Annotated in this window: 19 protein-coding genes and 1 tRNA gene; 18 read left to right on the top strand and 2 right to left on the bottom strand. The window is 65.0% G+C overall.

The window, feature by feature from the left end; translation table 11 throughout:
- Position 1 precedes the first annotated feature (1 nt).
- From ispH to BMY31_RS07295, 17 genes are all read left to right on the top strand, one after another.
- Complete coding sequence (gene ispH, locus BMY31_RS07375) at positions 2-883, top strand: 4-hydroxy-3-methylbut-2-enyl diphosphate reductase (protein ID WP_091009447.1); 882 nt, start codon at positions 2-4, stop codon at positions 881-883.
- Between the two features lie 32 nt (positions 884-915).
- Positions 916-2,355: a DUF512 domain-containing protein gene (locus tag BMY31_RS07370; protein WP_078687675.1), complete on the top strand. Its 1,440-nt coding sequence runs from the start codon at positions 916-918 to the stop codon at positions 2,353-2,355.
- A gap of 99 nt (positions 2,356-2,454) precedes the next feature.
- Complete coding sequence (gene der / locus BMY31_RS07365) at positions 2,455-3,774, top strand: ribosome biogenesis GTPase Der (protein WP_091009444.1); 1,320 nt, start codon at positions 2,455-2,457, stop codon at positions 3,772-3,774.
- Complete coding sequence (gene plsY / locus BMY31_RS07360) at positions 3,775-4,458, top strand: glycerol-3-phosphate 1-O-acyltransferase PlsY (RefSeq protein WP_234970792.1); 684 nt, start codon at positions 3,775-3,777, stop codon at positions 4,456-4,458.
- A gap of 3 nt (positions 4,459-4,461) precedes the next feature.
- Positions 4,462-5,481 carry an NAD(P)H-dependent glycerol-3-phosphate dehydrogenase gene (locus BMY31_RS07355; RefSeq protein WP_091009441.1) on the top strand — a complete coding sequence of 340 codons (1,020 nt, stop codon included), beginning with the start codon at positions 4,462-4,464 and terminating at the stop codon, positions 5,479-5,481.
- Positions 5,482-5,539: 58 nt separating this feature from the next.
- On the top strand, positions 5,540-6,220 hold the full coding sequence (gene rpe / locus BMY31_RS07350) for a ribulose-phosphate 3-epimerase (RefSeq protein WP_091009438.1): 681 nt from the start codon (positions 5,540-5,542) through the stop codon (positions 6,218-6,220).
- Positions 6,220-7,398 carry a cysteine desulfurase family protein gene (locus BMY31_RS07345; RefSeq protein ID WP_091009435.1) on the top strand — a complete coding sequence of 393 codons (1,179 nt, stop codon included), beginning with the start codon at positions 6,220-6,222 and terminating at the stop codon, positions 7,396-7,398. The genes rpe and BMY31_RS07345 overlap by 1 nt, the downstream gene beginning before the upstream one ends.
- A gap of 44 nt (positions 7,399-7,442) precedes the next feature.
- A complete protein-coding gene (locus BMY31_RS07340) occupies positions 7,443-8,162 on the top strand; it encodes a zinc ribbon domain-containing protein (RefSeq protein ID WP_091009432.1) in 720 nt (239 codons plus the stop codon).
- Positions 8,162-9,382, top strand: a complete 1,221-nt coding sequence (coaBC, locus tag BMY31_RS07335) for a bifunctional phosphopantothenoylcysteine decarboxylase/phosphopantothenate--cysteine ligase CoaBC (protein ID WP_078687669.1) — start codon at positions 8,162-8,164, stop codon at positions 9,380-9,382. Before BMY31_RS07340 ends, coaBC begins: the two co-directional genes overlap by 1 nt.
- Positions 9,369-10,238 carry a deoxyribonuclease IV gene (locus BMY31_RS07330; RefSeq protein WP_078687668.1) on the top strand — a complete coding sequence of 290 codons (870 nt, stop codon included), beginning with the start codon at positions 9,369-9,371 and terminating at the stop codon, positions 10,236-10,238. The genes coaBC and BMY31_RS07330 overlap by 14 nt, the downstream gene beginning before the upstream one ends.
- 5 nt (positions 10,239-10,243) lie before the next feature.
- Positions 10,244-12,070 carry an ABC-F family ATP-binding cassette domain-containing protein gene (locus BMY31_RS07325; protein WP_091009430.1) on the top strand — a complete coding sequence of 609 codons (1,827 nt, stop codon included), beginning with the start codon at positions 10,244-10,246 and terminating at the stop codon, positions 12,068-12,070.
- Positions 12,071-12,097: 27 nt separating this feature from the next.
- Entirely contained in the window at positions 12,098-13,834 is a 1,737-nt protein-coding gene (locus tag BMY31_RS07320; protein WP_091009428.1) for an ABC transporter ATP-binding protein, read from the top strand.
- The gene (locus BMY31_RS07315; protein ID WP_091009425.1) at positions 13,835-15,721 is read left to right on the top strand and encodes an ABC transporter ATP-binding protein; all 1,887 of its coding nucleotides are present in this window, start codon (positions 13,835-13,837) and stop codon (positions 15,719-15,721) included. It begins immediately after the preceding gene.
- A 147-nt stretch (positions 15,722-15,868) separates the two neighbouring features.
- A complete protein-coding gene (locus BMY31_RS07310; protein ID WP_219334862.1) occupies positions 15,869-17,338 on the top strand; it encodes an NAD(P)/FAD-dependent oxidoreductase in 1,470 nt (489 codons plus the stop codon).
- The gene (locus tag BMY31_RS07305; RefSeq protein ID WP_257612393.1) at positions 17,331-18,656 is read left to right on the top strand and encodes an NAD(P)/FAD-dependent oxidoreductase; all 1,326 of its coding nucleotides are present in this window, start codon (positions 17,331-17,333) and stop codon (positions 18,654-18,656) included. Before BMY31_RS07310 ends, BMY31_RS07305 begins: the two co-directional genes overlap by 8 nt.
- Before the next feature lies 1 nt (position 18,657).
- Positions 18,658-19,044, top strand: a complete 387-nt coding sequence (locus BMY31_RS07300) for a DUF1667 domain-containing protein (protein WP_257612392.1) — start codon at positions 18,658-18,660, stop codon at positions 19,042-19,044.
- A gap of 143 nt (positions 19,045-19,187) precedes the next feature.
- Positions 19,188-19,910: a Crp/Fnr family transcriptional regulator gene (locus BMY31_RS07295; RefSeq protein WP_091009419.1), complete on the top strand. Its 723-nt coding sequence runs from the start codon at positions 19,188-19,190 to the stop codon at positions 19,908-19,910.
- 69 nt (positions 19,911-19,979) lie between these two features.
- On the opposite strand, the gene BMY31_RS07290 is transcribed toward BMY31_RS07295, so the two are convergent.
- Positions 19,980-20,324 carry an MGMT family protein gene (locus BMY31_RS07290; protein ID WP_078687692.1) on the bottom strand — a complete coding sequence of 115 codons (345 nt, stop codon included), beginning with the start codon at positions 20,322-20,324 and terminating at the stop codon, positions 19,980-19,982.
- A gap of 193 nt (positions 20,325-20,517) precedes the next feature.
- On the opposite strand from BMY31_RS07290, the gene BMY31_RS07285 reads away from it, so the two are divergent.
- Positions 20,518-20,594, top strand: a tRNA-Pro gene (locus BMY31_RS07285).
- 145 nt (positions 20,595-20,739) lie between these two features.
- Here the strand turns inward: BMY31_RS07285 and BMY31_RS07280 are convergent.
- On the bottom strand, positions 20,740-21,018 hold the full coding sequence (locus tag BMY31_RS07280) for a DUF1292 domain-containing protein (RefSeq protein ID WP_091009415.1): 279 nt from the start codon (positions 21,016-21,018) through the stop codon (positions 20,740-20,742).
- Between the last annotated feature and the right edge of the window lie 220 nt (positions 21,019-21,238).

Here is a 21,238-nt window from a genome sequence, read left to right as displayed (position 1 = left end):
AATGCCCAGAATCGTCATTGCCAGCGAGGCGGGAGCCTGCTACGGCGTCAACCGTGCACTTGAACTCGTTCGCAAGGCCGCCGCAAACGCGCGGGGTCCCATCCACACGCTGGGTCCCCTCATCCATAATCCCAAGGTCGTCGGCGAGCTCGAGGCTTCCGGCGTGAGCGTCGCCTCCGCTCCCGACCAGTACGATGGCGGCACGCTCGTGCTCCGCACGCACGGGGTGACGCCCGCCGAGGAGGAACTCGCACGCTCGAGTGCGGAAGCCGTCCTCGACGCCACCTGCCCCTTCGTCGTGCGCGCCCATCGCGCGGCCGAGACGCTTACCAACGAGGGTTACGACGTGCTTGTCTTCGGCGAGCCAGGTCACCCGGAGGTGCTCGGCACTCTCGGGCACGCGCCGGGCGCCACCGTTGTCCAGGCACCTGAGGACCTCGAAGGGCTCAGGCTCAAGAGGCGCGTGGGCCTCGTCGTCCAGACGACCCAGTCGCGCGCGCGTCTGCGCGAGCTGGTCAGCGCGCTCATAGGTCGGGTCGACGAGGTTCGCGTTATGGACACGATCTGCGAGGCGACCTCCAGACGCCAGGCCGCCGCCGCTCGACTTGCCGCAGAGGCCGACGTCATGGTCGTGGTGGGCGGGCGCGTCTCGGCAAACACGTGCCGGCTGGCCCAGATCTGCCTCGGGTCCTGCTCTCGCGTGCATCACATCGAGGACGCCGACGAACTCCAGGGATCCTGGTTCGCGGGCGCGCAGACCATCGGCGTCACCGCCGGCGCGAGCACCCCGCAGGATCAGATCGACCACGTCGTCAGGACCATAGGGGCTCTTACCGGCGGCTCCGTCGCAGAGTCGGTACCCGCGGCGGAGTCCGACGACTAGCAGGCTACACTTAGGAAGCGAGAGGGGGGCACGTGTCGAGCGACCTCGCATACGACGGCAAGCAGAGAAGCGACTACGCCTCGACCAGGGAGCGCGCCGACGGCGCCTGGATCAAGTTTGTCGAGGACGGCAGCCCCGCCTGGGAGGCAGGGCTCGAGCCCGGCATGCGCATCGACTCGGTCAACGGTGCGAGGCTGACCGACATCATCTCCTGGCGCTGGGAGGCCTCTGACCAGATCGCCGAGCTTGAGGTGTTCGTTCCCGAGGCGCTCGGCCTCGATGAGTCGGGAGCCTTTGCCTGCACGCTCGAGCGCGATCTGGGGCAAGACTGGGGCGTCGAGTTTACCGACGTCCTCTTCGATGGCATCCGCACGTGCAGGAACGCCTGCAAGTTCTGCTTCATGCGCATGCTTCCCGAAGACGCCCGCGCGTCGCTCACGCTTCGCGACGACGACTTCCGCCTCTCCTTCCTCCAGGGCAACTTTGTCACGCTCACCAATGTCGACGACGAGGACCTGCGTCGCATCATCGAGTGTCGCATGGAGCCCATGAACGTTTCGATCCACGCAATATCCCCCGACGTCCGGCGCTCACTCATCGGCCGCAACGCGGACCGCGGGATCGAGGTGCTTGAGCGTCTCTGCGAGGCGGGCATCGAGGTCCATGGACAGATCGTACTCTGCGCCGGCATCAACGACGGAGAAGAGCTTCGCAAAACGTTGTCCTGGGTCGAGGCCCACGACAACGTCACCTCGCTCGCCCTCGTCCCCATGGGCTACACGAAGTATTCGAAGATGTTCTCAGAGTCCTTCTCCGAGGACGTCGAGGCGTCGCGCGCCGTCGTTAGGCTCATAGAGCCGTATCAGCAACGTGCCCGCGAGCGTCTTGGCATCACGCGCTTTCAGCTTTCGGACGAGTTCTACGTCGACGCGAGGCTGCCCGTTCCGCCTGCCGAGAGCTATGACGGATACCCGCAGTTCTACGATGGCATCGGCATGCTTCGCAGCTTCCTCGACGAGGGGGCCGACATCGCGGAATCTCGTCCGGAGCTTTTGGCTGAAGCCGCGCTCCGCGTCTGCTCGGCCGAAGAAGGCGGCCGCTCCGGCGCCCTGCTCGTGTGTGGCGAGGCCGCGCTCGAAGTGACCCAGGTGTTCCTTGAGCTCTGGGAGTCTGTGGCCCGCGAGGCGGGCGTCCCCTTTGCCATCGAGGCCCAGGCCATCCGCAACGACTACTACGGCGGCGACGTCAACGTCACCGGACTCATTGTCTCCTGCGACCTTCTCGCCCAGCTTCCGCAGGACCTCTCGGGAAAGACCGTGCTGCTTCCCGAGGTCATGTTCAACTTCGACAAGATGACCCTCGACGGCGACACGCAGGCGCATGTCATGTCCGAGATCGAGCGCCGCGGCGGCAGGGGAGTCGTCTCCGTGCCGTCTCCCGCCCACATCGTCGAGTCCCTCCGCCAGTCCTGAGCGCCTATCCGCACTCTTGGTGTGCACGTCGAGCGGGTGCATAGCCTAGCTGCACTGATGGTAGACTGACCAAGATGAGAATTTCTACGAAGGAGTCTTATGTCTAAGCCTGTCGTTGCCGTCGTGGGAAGGCCCAACGTGGGCAAGTCCACCTTGGTCAACCGCCTTTCGGTCAACCGCGACGCCATCGTCCACGAGTCGCGCGGTGTCACGCGCGACCGTTCCTACCATGACTGCGACTGGAACGGAAGGGAGTTCGTCCTTATTGACACCGGCGGCATCGAGTCTCTCAAGTCGAAGGACGTCTTTGCCCCTCGCATCCGCGAGCAGGCCCTCGCGGCATGCGACGAGGCCGATGTCATAGTATTCGTAGTCGATGGAACCGTCGGCGTCACCGACGAGGACGAGGAGGTCGCTCGCGTCGTCCGCAAGTCGAAGAAGCCGGTCTTCCTCGTCGTCAACAAGATCGACAACCCCGAGACCATGCTCGACGACTGGAACTACTACTCCCTGGGCGTCGGCGAGCCGCGCGCTCTCTCCGCGGGCCACGGCCACGGCACCGGCGACCTTCTGGACGACGTCGTCGCGGCGTTCCCAGACGTCGTCGAGGAGGAGCCCCTCGACGACGACGCCCTGAACATCGCCATCATTGGTCGCCCGAACGTCGGAAAGTCCTCCCTCACCAACAGGCTTGCCAAGAAGAACCGCTCCATCGTCAGCGACGTCGCCGGCACGACGCGAGACGCCGTCGACATCATGATTTCGTGGAAGGGCCAAAAGTTCCGCCTGGTCGATACTGCCGGCATGCGCAAGAAGACCCAGGTGCACGAGGATGTCGAGTACTACAGCCTCGTCCGCGGCCTTGGCGCCATGGACCGCGCGGACGTCTGCCTGCTCGTCGTGGACGCCTCCATCGGCGTCACGGAGCAGGACCAGAAGCTCGCCGGCATGGCCATCGACCGCGGCTGCGGCATCGTGATCGTCCTCAACAAATGGGACCTCATCGACAATGACGAGAAGCGCGACGCCGTCGTGAACTCGCTGGACGCCCGCATGACCTTCGCTACCTGGGCCCCCTCCGTCAATGTCTCTGCCCTCACCGGTCGCGCCACCGACAAGGTTCTGGCCGCTGCCGTGCACGCGGCACAGAACCACGCGAACCACATCAAGACCTCCCAGCTCAATCAGCTGGTCACCCAGATTCGCGAGAGCGGCCACACCATCACCCAGAAGAACCGTCGCCTCAAGGTGCACTATGCGACGCAGACCGGCGACAAGCCGCCCGTGTTCACCTTCTGGTGCAACGCCCCCGACCTCATCGATGACAACTACGAGCGCTTCCTCGAGAACCGCCTGCGCGCGACGTTTTCGCTGGAGGGCACGCCCATCAGGCTCAAGTTCCGAAGGAAGGACGACTAGGTGATCACCCCCAACGCTCTTCTCACCTTCGCGCTCTGCGCGATTGGCTGCTTCCTCGTTTGTGGCATTCCCTGTGGACTGATCATCGCCAGGGTCTCTGCGCACATTGACGTGCGTGACGTCGGCTCCGGAAACATCGGCATGACCAACGTCGCTCGCTCTGCGGGTGCCGGTGCGGCAGTGGCTACCCTGCTCTGCGATGCCGGCAAGGGCTTCCTTGCGATCATGCTGTCGCGCCTTGCCCTGGCACACTTCGCCTTTGGGGGAGATTGGGCGAGCACCCTTCCCACTGCCGAGCTCGGCTGGATGACCACGTCGCTCTACGCTCTCTGCGTGCTCGGGCACGTGTTCTCGCCCTACCTTGGCTTCCATGGCGGAAAGGGCATTTCCGTCGGTCTGGGCGCGGGCCTTGGCTTCTGCTGGAATGCCACATTGTCCATGCTTGGCGTTTTCATCGTTCTGGCCGTGCCCTCGGGATACGTTTCCCTTGGCTCGATCTTTGCGGCCCTGTCGCTTTCGTTCTTCTCCGCGGCGTTCGGTGTGAGGGGCATGGCGCTTGTCCCGCTCTGCTTGGTCTCCGCCACGGTCGTTTGGGCCCATCGCTCCAACATCAAGAAGCTCCTTGCGGGAAGCGAGCGCAAGTTCTCGGTTCGTCACAAGGATTCCTCTGAGGACGGGAGGTAGCCCATGGCCTCGGAGTTCAGGCGCGTCGCCGTTATCGGCTCGGGCAGCTGGGGAACCGCCGCCGCCGGACTTGTAGCCCGCAACAGCGACGAGGTGTGCGTGTGGGCCCGCACGGTCGCCGTCGCGGACTCGATCTGCGAGCGCCATGTGAATCCAAAGCACCTTTCGGACTACGTGCTGCCCGAAAACGTCGTCGCAACGGACTCTCTTGAGGGGGCGGCCGCCGGTGCCGACTGCATCGTCGTCGCGGTTCCCTCGGCCTTCGTTCGCGGCGTCATGCACGATCTTGCGCCCCATGCCGACCAGAGCTGCCCCGTCGTGGTTCTCACGAAGGGCGTCGAGGGCGGATCGCATAAGCTCATGACCGACGTCGTGGCCGACGAGCTGGGAAACCCCTCGCGCGTCGCGGCGCTATCTGGCCCGAACCACGCCGAGGAGATCTGGCAGGGCATGGTGTCTGCCGCCGTCGTGGCGGCGGGCGATGCTGAGCTTGCCCTGAGGCTGCAGGGCCTCTTCCACTCGAAGACCTTCCGCACGTACTGCTCGTCTGACCTCACGGGCGTCGAGGTCTGCGCTGCCGCCAAGAACGTCGTGGCCATTGCCTGTGGCGCCTGTGCCGGAAACGGCATGGGCGACAATGCCCTGGCGGTCGTGATGACGCGCGGCCTCGCTGAGATCAGCCGTATCGTCGCCGCAGTCGGCGGCGACCCGATGACCTGCATGGGGCTTGCCGGCATGGGTGACCTCGTGGCGACCTGCACGAGTCCGCACTCGCGAAACCGCAGCTTCGGCGAGTTGCTCTCGCGCGGCGTGACCCTCGCCGAGTATGAGGAGCGCAGCGGGATGGTCGTCGAGGGTGCTCGCGCGGCACAGAGCATCTGGGAGCTCGCTTCCGAGCTTTCCATAGAGACGCCGCTCACAAACGCGGTCCACGCCGTCCTGTATGAGAACATTGGAGCTACCGAGGCCTTTGACCTTCTCCTCGAGCGCAGCCCGCGCCAGGAGTTCTACGGCCTTCGCTAGTCTTTGCAACGAGCCGGCCCCAGGCCGGAACAAACGAATAGAGAGAGGGATTGCACTTATGCTCAACGAAGACGTGCTTATCGCACCTTCGGTTCTTTCCGCCGACTTCACGAAGCTCGGCGCGGAGCTTGACGCCGTACGCGACGCCGACCTGGTCCACTACGACGTGATGGACGGCCACTTCGTGCCTAACCTGAGCTACGGTACGGCCATCCTGAAGCAGGTCAAGGCCGCGACCAAGCTCCCTCTCGACGTTCACCTCATGGTCTCGAACCCCGAGGTCCAGGTTCCCTGGTTCCTCGAGGCCGGTGCCGACATCATCTCGTTCCACCTTGAGGCCGCCACGCATGCGAACCGCCTGTGCGCGCAGATTCGCGAGGCCGGCGCCCAGGCAGCCGTCGCCCTCAATCCCGCCACGCCCGTCTGCCTGCTCGACTCCGTGATCGAGGACGTCGATATGGTTCTCGTCATGACGGTGAATCCCGGCTTTGGCGGCCAGAGCTTCATCCCCAACTCCGTCCAGAAGGTCAGGAAGCTCTCCGAGCTCTGCCGCGAGCATGGCGTGAGCCCCGCCATCGAGGTCGACGGTGGCATCGGCGTCGGCAATGCTCGGGATATTGTCGAGGCGGGAGCCAACGTGCTCGTCGCTGGCAGCTCCGTCTTCAAGCCCCAGGATCGCGCCCAGGCCATTGCCGGGCTGCGTGCCCAGGGCAGGCTCGGTCTCGAGGCGAGGCGCTAATGGATCAGAACGGCTTCGTGTACCTCGACTACGCCGCCTCCGCGCCGATGAGTGAGCCTGCGCGCGCCGCCGAGCTCGCCTACGAGGGGTCTGACATCGCCGGGGCAAACCCCAACAGTCTCCACACGCTTGGCCGCAAGGCCCAGCAGGCTCTCGAGAAGACCCGCCGCGACCTGGCTCGCTGCCTAGGCGGCGGCTTCCGTCCCTCTGACGTCGTCTACACCTCGGGCGGCACCGAGTCGAACAACATCGCGCTCTATGGCATCTCCGAGGGCGTCCGCGCCCGCGATCGCAAGCGCACCAGGGTGATAATCTCGGCGATTGAGCACGACTCCGAGATCGACGTCGCCCCCAGCCTTCGCGGCCGTGGCTTCGACGTCGAGTTTGTGCGTCCCGACCGCTCGGGCCGAGTGACCGCCGAGGCCCTCGAGCCCCTGCTCGACGACCGCGTGGCACTCGTTTCGGTCATGAGCGCCAACAACGAGACCGGCGTCGTCCAGCCCGTGGCTGAGCTCTGTCGTGCCGCTCACGCTCACGGCGCGCTCTTCCACACCGACGCCGTGCAGGCGTTCGGCCGCATTCCCCTGGAGCTCGACGAAGTCGACGCGGTGAGCGCGGCGGCCCACAAGATTGGTGGCCCTGTGGGGATAGCCGTACTGGCGATGCGCGGTCGCACCCCGTTCAGGCCGCAGGGCTTCGGTGGGGGACAGGAGCAGGGGAGAAGGGCCGGCACCCAGAACGTGCGCTCTGCGCTCGCGTTCGCCGCTGCCGCCCTTGACGTGTGCGAGAACCTCTCCGAGAGGCGTGCCCTCGTCTCCGCTCGCGCCAACCGCCTCTACCAGACGCTTTGCGCCGAAGGGACGGGCATCCTTCCCACCACCTCGGCTACGATTGACGAAGGGAGACTCCCGGGCATGGTCTCGATCATGTGCCCGGGCGTCGACTCCGAGACGCTCATCCTCAAGCTCGACCGGGCGGGGTTCGAGGTCTCGGCTGGCTCGGCTTGCTCTTCTGGCTCGCTCGACCCGAGCCATGTTCTGTCGGCCATGGGCATCCCTCGAGACCAGGCGCTCGGAGCTCTCAGGATCTCGTTCGACGAACGCATTGCCGAGGACGACCTCGATCGATTCGCGCAAGCCCTTCTCGACATCGTCAGACAGCAGAACGGCCGCCTGTAGGCGTCAAGGAACACGGGTCGCCATTCGACCGCAAGGAGGAACACATGAACGAATATGAGGCGCTTCTCAGGCTCCAGAGCATAGACATCGAGCTCATGAGGTATAGCCGCCAGCTCAAGGCGATGCCCCAGCAGAAGAGGCTTGCCGCGCTGGACGCCGCGAAGAAGAAACTCGCCGTCCAGCTCACCAAGATCGTCGGCCAGCGCAAGGACTGCGAGATCGACGTGAGCGACTCCGAGGCTGCCTACCAGCATCTTGTCGACGTGCGCGACGAGGTGAAGTCCAAGCTCAATGCCGGCGAGACGGGCTATCGCGAGATCGGCAGCATCGAGCAGCAGCTCACCTCGCTCGCCAAGAAGATGGAGAAGCTCGAGTTCACGCACGGCCAGAAGATGGAGGCGCTCGAGAAGGCCAGCAAGGCCGAGAAGAACGCACGCGACCTCGACGCCAGGCTCGATGCCGAGAGGAAGTCCCTCGAGGAGTCCTTCAAGCGTGACTCCGCAAACATCATGGCCGAGGTGCGCAAGCTCGCCACCGAGCGCAAGCAGGTTCTCGCCGACATCCAGCCTGAGACGCTTGCCACCTATGAGCGGCTCGGCAAGCGATTTGACGGCCTCTGCGTCGAGCAACTGCACGGCAACGTCCCCTCCGTCTGCCGCGTCAAGCTCCAGCCCAGCCTCTACAACGACATCAAGAAGGGCACCTCCATCGCGGAGTGCCCGTACTGCCACCGCATGCTGGTGACCGAGGAGGTCGCTCAGTAATGAGGACCTCCCTCTTCGTTTGCGGCGGCATAGCCGCCTACAAGGCCTGTGAGGTGCTTCGCGGGCTCCAAAAGTCCGGCTGCGACGTTGTCGTTGCCATGACCGACGACGCCACGCGCTTTGTCGGCCCGACCACTTTTGCCGCCCTGACGCATCATGAGGTCTATACCTCGCTCTACGACTGCGAGACGCCGATTCCTCACATCTCGCTGGCCGATGACTCCGACCTTGCGGTCGTGGTCCCCGCCACCGCGAACGTCATGGCGAAGATGGCTTCGGGAATCGCCGATGACCTGGTGAGCTCGTCGCTTCTGGCAATGCACTGCCCCGTTCTGGTGGCCCCCGCCATGAACGGGCATATGTGGGCGAACCCGGCGACGCAGGCCAATGTTGCCACGCTTCGCGCCCGCGGCATCCGCTTCGTGCAGCCAGACGAGGGTCACCTTGCCTGTGGCTATGACGGCGCGGGCAAGCTCGCCTCCGTGGATGACATCGTCTCCGCAGCGCTTGCGTTGCTGGATGTGGCTCGTCAGACGGATTCCAAGGGCGGCGTGCTTTGCGGGAGGAAGGTCGTTGTGACCGCGGGGCCCACGCACGAGGCCATCGACCCGGTTCGCTACATAGCCAACGCGAGCACTGGCAAGATGGGATACGCCATTGCCCGCGTCGCCGCCTCGCTGGGTGCCCAGGTGACGCTGGTGAGCGGCCCCACCTCCCTCGCAGCACCTGCCGGCGTCGAGCGTGTTGACGTCGTGAGTGCGGCGCAGATGCTCGAGGCGACCACTGCCGCGTTCGCAGATGCCGATGCCGCCATCTGCGCGGCGGCCGTCGCGGATTACACTCCCGCGCACCCCGCTGACTACAAGCTCAAGAAATCCCACGTGCACCTCGATAGCATCGAACTCGTCGAGACCGCAGACATCCTCGCCTCGCTTTCCGCCTTGAAGGGGTCGCGTGTTGTGGTCGGGTTTGCCGCCGAGACGAACGACCTTCTCGCTAACGCCAAGCGCAAGCTCGAGTGCAAGGGCTGTGACATGATCGTCGCAAACGACGTCTCGCGTGCCGACTCTACCTTCGGGTCGGACACCGACCGGGTGGCGTTCGTGACGCATGAGGGCGTCGAGCAAATGGAGACGCTTCCGCTTGACGATGTCGCCTCGGAGCTTCTGGGTCGTGTTTCTGCACTTATCGAGGGGGCTTCCGCTCATGCAGCACGCTAGCTTTTCGGGCGAGGACCTTGCCCTGGGCTGCCACCTTTCCACATCGAAGGGACTTGAGGCGATGGGGAGAACCGCGCTCGAGATAGGCGCGACGACCTTCGCCTTCTTCACCCGCAACCCCCGCGGGGGCAACGCCAAACCCATAGATCCCGACGACGCGGCCGCGCTTCGCGCGCTGCTGGGGCGAGAGGGCTTCGGAACGCTGGTCGCTCACGCCCCCTACACTATGAACCTCTGCTCCAGCAAGGAGGAGACCCGCGACTTCGCCCGCCGCGTCCTAAGGGAGGACCTCGAGCGCATGGAGGCACTGCCCGGCAACTACCTGAACTTCCACCCTGGCAGCCACGTGAAGCAGGGCGTCGACCGCGGGGTCGAGCTCATCGTCGATGGCATCAACCAGGCGCTTCGCCCCGGCCAGTCAACCCTCCTCCTGCTGGAGACCATGGCGGGCAAGGGCACCGAGGTCGGACGCAGCTTCGAGGAAATCAGGCGCATCATCGATGGCGTGGACCACGACGAGCTCGTGGGCGTGTGCCTCGACACCTGTCACGTGAGCGATGCCGGCTACGACATCGCCTCCGACCTTGACGGTGTGCTCGGGGAGTTCGACCGCTGCATCGGCCTTGACCGGCTCAAGGCCCTACATCTGAACGATTCGAAGAATGCCGTGGGCGCGCGCAAGGACCGTCACGAGCGCATCGGCGAGGGTTGCCTGGGAGAGCGTGCCTTCGCCCGCATCGTGAACCACCCCCTCCTGAGGGGGCTTCCCATGGTTCTAGAGACGCCCAACGATCTTGATGGCTACAAGCACGAAATCGCCCTGCTGCGCTCCCTCGCGACAGGCGAAAAGGAGTAGAGAGAGTGGGCATACTCATAGGCTGCGAGCACGTCTCGCACGAATGGCCCGGCAAGACGGTCCTCGTTGACCAGACCATCGGCATCAACGAGGGCCAGCGCATCGGCATAGTCGGCAAGAACGGCGACGGAAAGTCGACCCTTCTCGAGCTTGTCGCCAAGCGCATCCAGCCAGATTCCGGCGACGTCACCTACCGCAACGGCATCGAGGTCGGCGTCCTGGCGCAGGAGGACTCCCTTTCCGACGACGAGAGCGTCGAACACGCGGTCGTGGGAGACGTCCCCGAGTACGTGTGGGCGTCCGACCCGCGTGTGCGCTCGATCATCGACGAGCTCCTGAGCGACGTCGACTGGAGGGGGGCCGTGGGCGAGCTCTCTGGAGGCCAGCGCCGCCGCGTCGACCTTGCGCGCGTCCTCACGGGTACCTGGGACGTCCTGCTAATGGACGAGCCCACCAACCACCTGGACGTTCACGCCATCACATGGCTCGCAAACCATCTCAAGCGCCGCTGGCCCTCGGGTCATGGCGCACTTCTCGTCGTCACGCACGACCGCTGGTTCCTCGACGAGGTTTGCGAGCACATGTGGGAGGTTCACGACGGGCAGATCGACCCCTTCGAGGGCGGCTACTCGGCCTACATCCAACAGCGCGTCGAGCGTGATCGCCAGGCGGCCGTCGCGGAGGAGAAGCGCCAGAACACCCTGCGCAAGGAGCTCAACTGGCTGGCGCATGGGGCCAAGGCTCGCAGCTCGAAGCCCAAGTTCCGCATAGACGCAGCCATGGAGCTCCTTGCGGGTGACCCGCCACTGAGGGACACCATCGAGCTCAAGCGCCTTGCGGTAAGCCGCCTGGGCAAGCAGGTGATGGAGTTCAAGAACGTCAGCGTCGGCTACCCGGGCAAGAACGTCGTTCACGACGTGAACTGGCTCATCGGCCCCGGCGACCGCTACGGCATACTCGGCGCCAACGGCGTGGGCAAGTCGACCCTGCTCAAGGCGATGACCGGCAAGCTCCTTCCGACCAAGGGCTACGTGAAGATCGGCAAATCGGTAAAGTTCGGCATCCTCTCGCAGCACCTTGACAAACTTCACGAGAAGGACGACTGGCGTGTGTCGGAGCTCATCGCGAGCTACAAAAAGTATTACATGATCGACGGGAAGATGCAGTCGGCGGAGCAGCTGCTGGAGCGACTGGGCTTCTCTCGTCGGGAGTTCCCGACCTTCATCAGGGACCTTTCGGGCGGGCAGCGCCGTCGCCTCTCGATACTGTGCGTCCTTCTCGACGAGCCCAACGTGCTTATTCTCGACGAGCCCGGCAACGACCTGGACACCGACATGCTCGCCGTTCTTGAAGACCTCCTGGACGAATGGCCCGGCACGCTCATCCTGGTGAGCCACGACCGCTATCTCATGGAGCGCGTCACGGACGACCAGTTCGCCATCATCGACGGCGAGATCCGTCACGTTCCGGGAGGTACCGACGAGTATCTCAGACTCTTGAATGAGTCCATACAAAAGAGGAATTCGACTCCGGGAACCCGCGGGTCTATGGTTGCCTCTGACGGCGCGCCCGACTCAGGCGACTCCGGGGCAAAGCCGACGCTCTCGAACTCCGAGCGCCGCGAGCTCAAGAAGCGCTACGACTCGGTCACCCGTCGCATCGACAAGCTGTCGGGCAAGCCCGACCAACTGCGGGCCGAGATGTCTGCCATGGACCCCTCAGACTACGCTGGCCTCTTGGACCAGCAGAAGAAGATCGACGACGTGCTGTCCGAGATCGACGAGCTCGAGAACGAGTGGCTCGAGCTCGCGGAGAGGCTTGGTCTGGACTAGGGACGGCCCCCCCGTTAGGAAGTGCGCGTGAGAGAGTTGCTTTCAAGGTTCGTCGCTCCGTATCGGGTGCGACTGGCACTGGGGGTCAGTGCCAAGGTCGTCGAGGTCTTCTTCGACCTCGCGACGCCCGTCATCGTTGCCCGCATGATCGACCAGGGCGTCGCGGCGCATGACTCCTCGGTCGTGCTGCGCTACGCCCTTCTCCTCATGGGCCTGGCCATCGTCGGCTACTGCTTCACGCTGGTCTGCCAGAAGATGGCGGCCCTCGTGGCGCAGGGGGTCGGCACCGACCTTCGCGATGCGCTGTACCAGAAGGCCATGTCGCTTTCGGCCGCTGACGTCGACCGCATCTCGACGCCGTCGCTCGTGACGCGGCTCACCAACGACGTGAACCAGATCCAGGTCGCCATCGCCCTGGGCATTCGCCAGCTCGTCCGCTGGCCGGTTCTGGCCGTCGGCTCGATGGTCGCTGCGCTTTGCATCGACGTGGGACTGGGTCTGGTCTTCTTCGTGTGCATCCCCGTAGTGGGGCTCGTGTTTTGGCTGGTCATGTCACGCTCCGTCCCGTACTTCCGCGTCATGCAGCAGAGGCTCGACCGGGTGTCGCTCGTGTGCCGCGAGGCGCTCTCGGGTGCGCGCGTCATCCGCGCGTTCAGGCGAGGCGACGCCGAGCGCAAGCGCTTCCGCGAGGCCGCGTTTGCGCAGGCCGACACCGCCATCTCGGTCGGCAGGCTCTCTGCCGTACTCAACCCCTCGACGCTTCTGATCATGAACCTCGGCGTCGTAGCGATTCTTTGGGCGAGCGGCCAGCGCGTCTTCGAGGGCGAGCTCACGCAGGGCCAGGTCATCGCATTCGTGAACTACATGGGCCAGGCCCTTCTCTCCGTCGTATTCGTCGCGAACCTCGTCGTTGTGTTCACGCGTGGGGCCGCCTCGGCGCAGCGCGTGGGTGAGGTGCTGTCGTGCCCCGCCTCGCTCGTGCCCGGATCCGAGGAGCTCGACGCAGACGCAACCGACGCCGCCGTCCCCGCCCTGGAGCTCGCGGACGTGTCGTTCTGGTACGAGGGCGCGCGCGAGCCGGCCATCAGCGGCGTGAGCCTCTCGCTTGGCCAGGGAGAAACGCTTGGCATCATCGGCGGAACGGGCTCGGGCAAGTCAACGCTCGCTAATCTCGTGGTACGTCTGTACGACGCGGGCGCCGGGACGGTTCGCGTCTTCGGTCACGACGTCCGAACGCTCAGCTTCGGTTCGCTGCGCCGCGCGGTCGCCATCGTGCCCCAGCAGGCGAGCCTCCTTTCCGGCACCATACGCTCGAACCTCAGCTGGAGGTGCCCCGATGCCGACGAATCCGCGCTTATGGAGGCCCTCGAGCGTGCCCAGGCTGCGGACTTCGTCCTCGCCAAGGAAGGTGCGCTCGACGCCCCTGTCGAGGCCGGTGGAAAGAACTTCTCGGGCGGCCAGAGGCAGAGGCTCACCATCGCCCGCGCGCTCGTCGGAAGCCCGCGCCTGCTGATACTCGACGACTCCGCCTCGGCCCTCGACCTGGCGACCGACGCGCGTCTGCGCGAGGCCCTCGGATCGCTTTCCGGCCTCAGCCGCATCGTTATCTCGCAGCGCGTCTCGTCCGTCATGGGTGCCGACGAGATACTCGTTCTGGACCATGGCCACGTCGCCGGGCTCGGCACGCATAGGGAGCTCTACAGCAGCTGCGATCTCTACCGTGAGATCTGCCTGTCGCAGCTCTCCGAAGGGGAGGTGGCCTAGATGCCCAATCCCTACACCGGCGGCGGCAGCGCCTCCGCTGCCATGGCTACCGTACGTGGCGGCTCGGGCAAGGGACCTCGCGGCAGCGCCTCGCCTGAGCTCGAGGCGAGCTCCTACTCCGTCGGACAGGTCCTTCTCCGCATGCTCTCGTTCGTCCGTCCGCACATCGTCTCGCTCTCCATATCGTTCGTGGCGGCGACCGTCTCGGTCGTGCTGCAGCTTTACGTCCCCATCCTTACCGGCCGTGCCATCGACTGCCTGGTGGCGCCCGGCAGCGTCGGCTTTGCCGCCCTCACGTTGACCCTCCAGCGGCTCGCGCTCACCGTCGCTCTCGCGGCCGCCCTTCAGTGGGCGGCGGGCTACTGCACCAACCGCCTGAGCTACGAGACGGTGCGCGACCTCAGGACCTGCGCCTTCTCTAAGTTCGAGCGTCTTCCGCTGTCGTTCGTCGACTCTCATGCGCACGGCGATCTGCTCTCGCGTGTCGTGAACGATGTCGACCAGCTGGGAGACGGCCTCCTGCAGGGCTTCAACCAGCTCTTCAACGGCATCGTCGCCATCGTCGTGACGCTCGCGTTCATGCTGTCCATCTCGTTGCCCGTCGCGGCCCTCGTGATCGTGCTCACGCCACTCTCGGTCGGTGCGGCCGCCCTGATCGCGCGCCTCTCGGCCAAGTCCTTCGCGCGGCAGCAGGCCATCCAGGGCGAGCTCGGCGGCTTCGCGGAGGAGACCATCACCAACCAGAAGCTCGTGAGCGCCTTCGCCCGCTCCACTTCGGAGTGCGAGCGCTTCTCCCAGATAAACCAGCGCCTGTACGCAAGAGGTGAGCGCGCTCAGTTCGTGAGCTCACTCACCAACCCCTCGACGCGCCTAGTGAACAACGTCATCTACGCTGCCGTCGCGCTCTTGGGCTTCACCTGCGTCATCAGCTCCTGGCCGTCCGCGCTCACGGTGGGCCAGGTCCAAAGCTTCCTGAGCTACGCCAACCAGTACATGAAGCCCTTCAACGAGATCTCGTCGGTCGTGACGCAGGTCCAGACGGCCTTCGCCTCCGCCCGAAGGGTCCTCGCGCTGCTGGACGCAGAGGACGAGAAGGACGTCCTCCGCGCGCCCGAGACGCCCCCTGCGGATGCGGCCTCCGCCTGCCCCGAGCGCTTCGAGGGACGCATCGACTTCGAGAGCGTGTCCTTCTCGTACGCACCCGACCATCCGCTCATCACAGGCCTCAGCCTGCACATCCCGGCTGGCAAGCGCTTCGCGCTTGTCGGTCCCACGGGCTGCGGCAAGACCACGCTCATAAATCTCCTGCTGCGCTTCTACGAGCTCGATGCGGGCCGGATCCTGCTTGACGGGCGAGACACCGCCACCATGACCAAGGAAACGCTGCGCTCGGCCTTTGGCATGGTGCTTCAGGAGAGCTGGCTCTTCGAGGGCACCGTCGCCCAGAACATCTCGTACGGCCGCCCCGGCGCCACGCGCCAGCAGATCGAGCAGGCGGCCCGCCGCGCCCACGCGCACAAGTTCATCATGCAGCTCCCCCAGGGCTACGACACCGTCGTGGGGGAGGATGGTGGAAGCCTGTCGCAGGGTCAGAGGCAGCTTCTCTGCATCGCCCGCGTCATGCTGACCGATCCGGCGGTGCTGCTGCTCGACGAGGCCACGAGCTCCATCGACACGCGCACCGAGCTGCAGGTTCAGGATGCGTTCGACCGCATGATGGAGGGTCGCACCTCCCTGGTCGTCGCCCACAGGCTCTCGACCATCAAGGGTGCTGACTGCATCCTGGCCATGCGCGACGGACGGCTGATCGAAAGCGGCACGCACGAGGAGCTCCTATCGAGGGGCGGCTTCTACGCGAAGCTGTACCGAAGCCAGTTCGCCAGCTAGTGACCTTGGCGCCTCGCGCCGGGCGCGCACCTACGCCCGCATCCGGGCCATCCGCCGCCCCTGGGACCGGTGCCTCGGTGCGGCTCGCTATGATGGTCTTACGTGCGATAGTCACGCTATCGCTGGGCGGCCCGCCACGGAGGTGCTATGGAGGACGTCATTTGGGACTGCGTCATTGTTGGCGCCGGGGCAAGCGGCTGCGCCGCCGCGCGCGAGCTCTCCCGAACGGACGGGCGCTATCTGGTGCTAGAGGCGGCCGACGACGTCGGCTGCGGCACCTCCAAGGCCAACAGCGCCATCGTCCACGCTGGGTTCGACGCCCATCCCGGGACCCTCATGGCCCGCCTCAACGTCGAGGGAAACGCCCTCTTCCCAGGGCTCGCCCAAGAGCTCGACTTCGCCTTCATGCCCGTAGGCTCTCTCGTCGTGTGCACGTGCGAGGACCAGCGCCCCGCCCTCGAGGCGCTTTTGGAGCGCGGCCGCTCAAACGGCGTGCCCGGCCTTCGCGTGGTCGAGAAGGATGAGCTCCGTCGCATGGAACCCAACGTGTCCGATGCCGCCACGTGCGCCCTGTGGGCGCCCACGGCCGGCATCTGCGACCCCTTTGGGCTCGTCATCGCGCTCTTCGAAAACGCCCGCCAAAACGGCGTCGGCTTCTCCTTCGGGTCGCGCGTGGAGTCCGTCGAGCGGGAGGGAGGGCTCTGGCTGGTCCACGCCGGCGGAGGCGTCGTGCGCTCCCGCTGCGTCGTGAACGCCGCCGGCGTCTACGCCGACCAGATCCACAACATGGTGAGCCCCCACCGAATGGTGATCGTGCCTCGGCGCGGGGAGTACGAACTTCTCGACACCTCTGCCGGTAGTCACGTGCGCCACACGGTCTTCACGCTTCCCACCAAGATGGGCAAGGGTGTGCTCGTCACGCCCACCGTCCACGGCAACCTGCTGGTCGGACCAACCGCGGACGACGTCGACGACCGCGAAGGCACCCAGACCACCGCCGCGGGCCTTGGAGCCGTAAGGTGCAGGAGCGCTCTCGGGGTGCGGGACATCCCGTTTCGCGAAGTCATCGCGTCCTTCTCGGGCCTGCGCGCCCACCGTCCGGAGCATGACTTCGCGATCGGCGAGCTGCCCGAGGCCCCGGGCTTCGTGGACTGCGCGGGCATCGAGAGCCCGGGCCTCACGGCGTGTCCCGCAATCGGCCGCATGGTCGCGTCTGAGGTGCTCCGGGCCCTCGCGCGCATGGGGCGGGCCCGCGGGCCCCGCCCGGACTTTCAGCCTCGCAGGCGAGGCTACGTCAACCTAAACTGCATCTCGCCGGAGGAATGGAACGAGCTCATCGCGCGCGACCCAAGCTACGGCAACATCGTTTGTCGCTGCTGCCTCGTGAGCGAGGGGCAGATTCGCGAAGCGTGCCGACGCGGCGCCCGCTCGGTCGATGCGGTCAAGCGCCGCACCGGGGCAACCATGGGACGCTGCCAGGGCGGCTTCTGCTGCCCGCGCATCATGCAGATCATCTCGCAGGAGCACCCCGACATCCCCTTTGCGATGGTCACCAAAAAGGGCGGGGCCTCCCGCTACCTAGCCGGCAACACCAAGGAGGTTGCACCCCATGGCTAGCTCGAGCGAACCGATGGTGAGTCGCTCCGTCGACGTGCTCGTCGTTGGTGGAGGCTCTGCGGGCCTCGCTGCCGCCATCTCGGCGCGGAAGCGGGGCGCGCGCTCCGTCCTTATCCTCGAGCGAGACGGGCGCCTGGGCGGGATACTCAACCAATGCGTCCACAACGGATTCGGCCTACACACCTTCAACGAGGAGCTCACCGGACCTGAGTACGCCGCGCGCTACGTCGAGCGCGCCCGGGAGCTCAAGGTGGAGTACCTCCTCAACACGACGGTGCTCTCCCTGTCCGCAGACAGGGAGGTGGTGGCCGTAAACGCCCGAGACGGCGTCTTCCGCGTCGCGGCGGGATCCATCGTGCTGGCAATGGGCTGCCGCGAGCGCCCGCGTGGTGCGCTCGACATCCCCGGCACGCGGCCTGCCGGCGTCTATACTGCGGGCACCGCGCAGCGCCTGGTCAACGTGGACGGATTCCTCCCCGGACGCGAGGTGGTCATCCTCGGTTCGGGCGACATCGGCCTAATAATGGCGCGCCGATTGACCCTCGAGGGTGCTCATGTCAGCTGTGTGTGCGAGATCATGCCCTACTCGGGCGGACTCAAGCGAAACATCGTCCAGTGCCTCGAGGACTTCGGCATTCCGCTCCTCCTCTCGCATACGGTCGTCAACGTCGAGGGCGCGGAGCGCGTCCAGGCGGTCACCATAGCGCAGGTAGATGAGGACTTGCGTCCCATTGCGGGTACGGAGCGCCGCGTGCCGTGCGACACGCTGCTGCTCTCGGTGGGCCTCCTTCCCGAAAACGAACTTGCCCAGCAGGCGGGAATCGACATCAATCCGACCACCCACGGCGCCCGCGTCAACGAGAGCCTCGAGACCTCCGCGCCCGGCATCTTCGCCTGCGGAAACGTCTTGCACGTGCATGATTTGGTCGACTACGTGAGTGAGGAGTCGGCACACGCCGGCTCCTGCGCCGCTCGCTTTGCCCTACGTGCGGCCATCGAGAAGGACGCTCCCTCCGCGCCGACGGCCCCCATGTCGGGCGAAGGGTCGTTTCCGGTTGAGTGCGCGCGGGGCGTCCGTTGCGCCGTTCCGTCGTTCGTGAGGCCATCTGCGGTCGAAGACGCTCTCACGCTGCGCTTTCGTGTCGACGCGGTCTACCGGGACGTTTGCGTCAGCGTCTACGTCGGTGGCCGCCGTGTCTCCCATCGCCGCCACGTGGCGCTCGTGCCGGCCGAGATGCTGACCGTACGGATTCGCGCCAGTTACCTCGAGGGACTCTCGGGTGACGACGTCATCACGATTGCGCTGGAAGAGGGCTGACATGACTGACCGGGCGACATCGACAGGCATCATGCGAGAACTGACGTGCATCCGGTGTCCCAGGGGTTGTCGCCTCGTCGCGCGGCTCTCGGGGACAGAGGTCGCGTCGGTCGGGGGCAACGCCTGTCCGCGCGGGGACGCCTATGCCCGCAAGGAGCTTACCAACCCCACGCGCGTCGTGACAAGCACCGTCCGTGTGGCGGGAAGGACTCCCGCGCCCATGCTGCCCGTCAAGACTGCGCAAGACGTCCCCAAGGACCTCGTTCGCGACGTCATGGAGGCCCTTGCTTCCGTCCGCGTGAGCCCGCCGGTTCGAATGGGCCAGGTCGTCCTCGCGGACGTTTGTGGGACGGGCGTGGACGTCGTCGCTACCGCCTCGTACCCGTAACCACGTACTTCTCCTTGCGTATACTCTTAGCAGTTCGCAAGGCCCGACGATCCCGCCAGGCCTACCAGGCGCGAACGGCTCGCCCTTCTCGACCGTGCCGACAGGAGGTCGCGAGCAGACCGGCGGAGAGGGGAGAGTTGCAAGTGGCATCATCTGACGGCAGAGCTCCCAGGCCGCTCGTCCTCCCGTCAAGGACCATCCCCGTAAGCGAACCCGAGCTGGCGCGCCTTCCCCTCTTCGAGGGCATCTCGCTCGAAGAGCTCATGCTAATGTCCGGCTGCCTGTCACTGTCACGGCGCGACTTCGACGAGTCCCAGACCATCATCCTCGCCGAGCAGAGGGTGAGCCTAGTCGGCGCAATCATCGAGGGCTCTGTGCAGATGGTCACCCAGGACATCGACGGAAACGAGTCGATATTCGCCTGTCTCTATCCTGGGGAACTCGTCGGCGAGTCGTTCGCCTGCGGACCGACGCGGACCTCGCGCGTCACGTTCCGGGCCGCCAGCCAGAGCAGCCTCCTGTTTCTGGACTTCAGCCGCATCAACCGCTCCTGTTCCCGTTCCTGCGGATTCCACCAGCGCCTCGCCTCGAACATGGTCTCCATGCTCTGCCAGAAGAACGTGCTCCTGATGCAGAGGCTTGAGGTCGTCTCGCAGCGCACGCTCAGGCAGAAGGTCCTGACCTACCTCTCCATCGAGGCCGCACGCCAAGGCAAGAGCAAAGGAGAAGTGATTTCCGTACCGCTCACAAGGGCGCAGTTCGCCGCGTACCTTGGCGCCAACAGGTCGGCGCTCTCGCGCGAGCTGTCGCTCATGCAGCGCGAGGGCAGCATTGCGATTGAGGGCTGTGGCTTCAGGCTTCGCTAGCGCTAGGCTTGGCCCAGGCCCGACCACACGGCAACAAATCGCTAGACACCGCCGCCATAAGGACCTCTGTTAGACCCCGGCCTCCCAACGATGCTTCTCAAGGTCGACCTTTCCGTCCTTCGTGAAAGTGACCCCCTCGGTGACCAGGAGCCTTCGCTGCTCGCCGGGACCGCCAAAGGCAAACCCCGGAGTCAACGAGCCATCCGCGTAAACGACGCGATGGCAGGGCACACCTCCAGATAATCCGGGCGACTGGTGCATGGCGAAGCCAACTAAGCGCGCCTTGCGCGGCTCGCCCATGAGCGTGGCCACCTGACCGTAGGTTGCCACGCGCCCTTGCGGGATCTGCCTTACCACGTCAAAGGCCCTTTCGAAGAAGTTGGGGCCTTCGCCCGTCGCGCTTTGGTCCTTCATGAGTGTGTACATCGCCTCGTTACAATTGCCGCATCTGAAAGTACGTCAATACCCACAGGTAGATCGCTCGTCTTGTTCACAAAAATGGGACTGCAAAATTCTTTTTCAATTTTTGCTTGCACATCAAGATGATGTTCGTTATTGTATTCAACCGCAGGCGGGAAGCGAAGCGAATTCGCAAACGTCAAAGCAACGGGTGGTGGCGCAGCTTGGTAGCGCACTTGACTGGGGGTCAAGGGGTCGCTGGTTCGAATCCAGTCCACCCGACCAGATTATTATGAGACCGCACATTGTGCGGTCTTTTTCTTTGCGCAAAACTTCGGAGATGACAAGCTGTCATTTCGACAATGGGTGTCCGACGCCGTCGTATATCTAATATTGACCAAGATACGAAGAACGGGCGAGCGCCAGCCCCCTAGGCCGTGGCCTCCTCCATGATCTGCGTGTAGGTCTCGGCCACGGAATCGAACAGATCGTCCTCGATCTCGGCGATGCTGAACGTCTCGTCGTCGCCCTCGTGATAGCGATACAGATAGACGTCATCCTCGTCCTCGACGGGGCCAAGCGCTATGTAATCGCTTCCGTCGTGGCCGAACACACCAATGACCTCACACTCCTCACTCGTTCCATCGTCGTAGTTGAGGGTGATGATCGTAGTCTCCTCGTCCTCGATGCCGTCAAGACCGTCTGCCATGAAAACCTCCGACCGCTAAAAACCCGCTCGTCAAACGAGCTCACAATTTTCTCGAATGTTCTCACGACGGCTCGCCCCCGTGCGCAAAATCTCGTCTCAAGCCGCTGTACGGCGGCAAATCGGCAGCGAAGGACGCGCTGGGCGGTGGAGAAGCTCCGCACATTGGCTCCGCATTGGCCTAAACGGGTAATATACAGGACGTTGGACGATACCCAAGGAG

The organism is Parafannyhessea umbonata (genome assembly GCF_900111255.1).
Lineage (GTDB): Bacteria > Actinomycetota > Coriobacteriia > Coriobacteriales > Atopobiaceae > Olsenella_J > Olsenella_J umbonata_A.
This window is presented reverse-complemented; position numbering and strand designations above follow the sequence as displayed.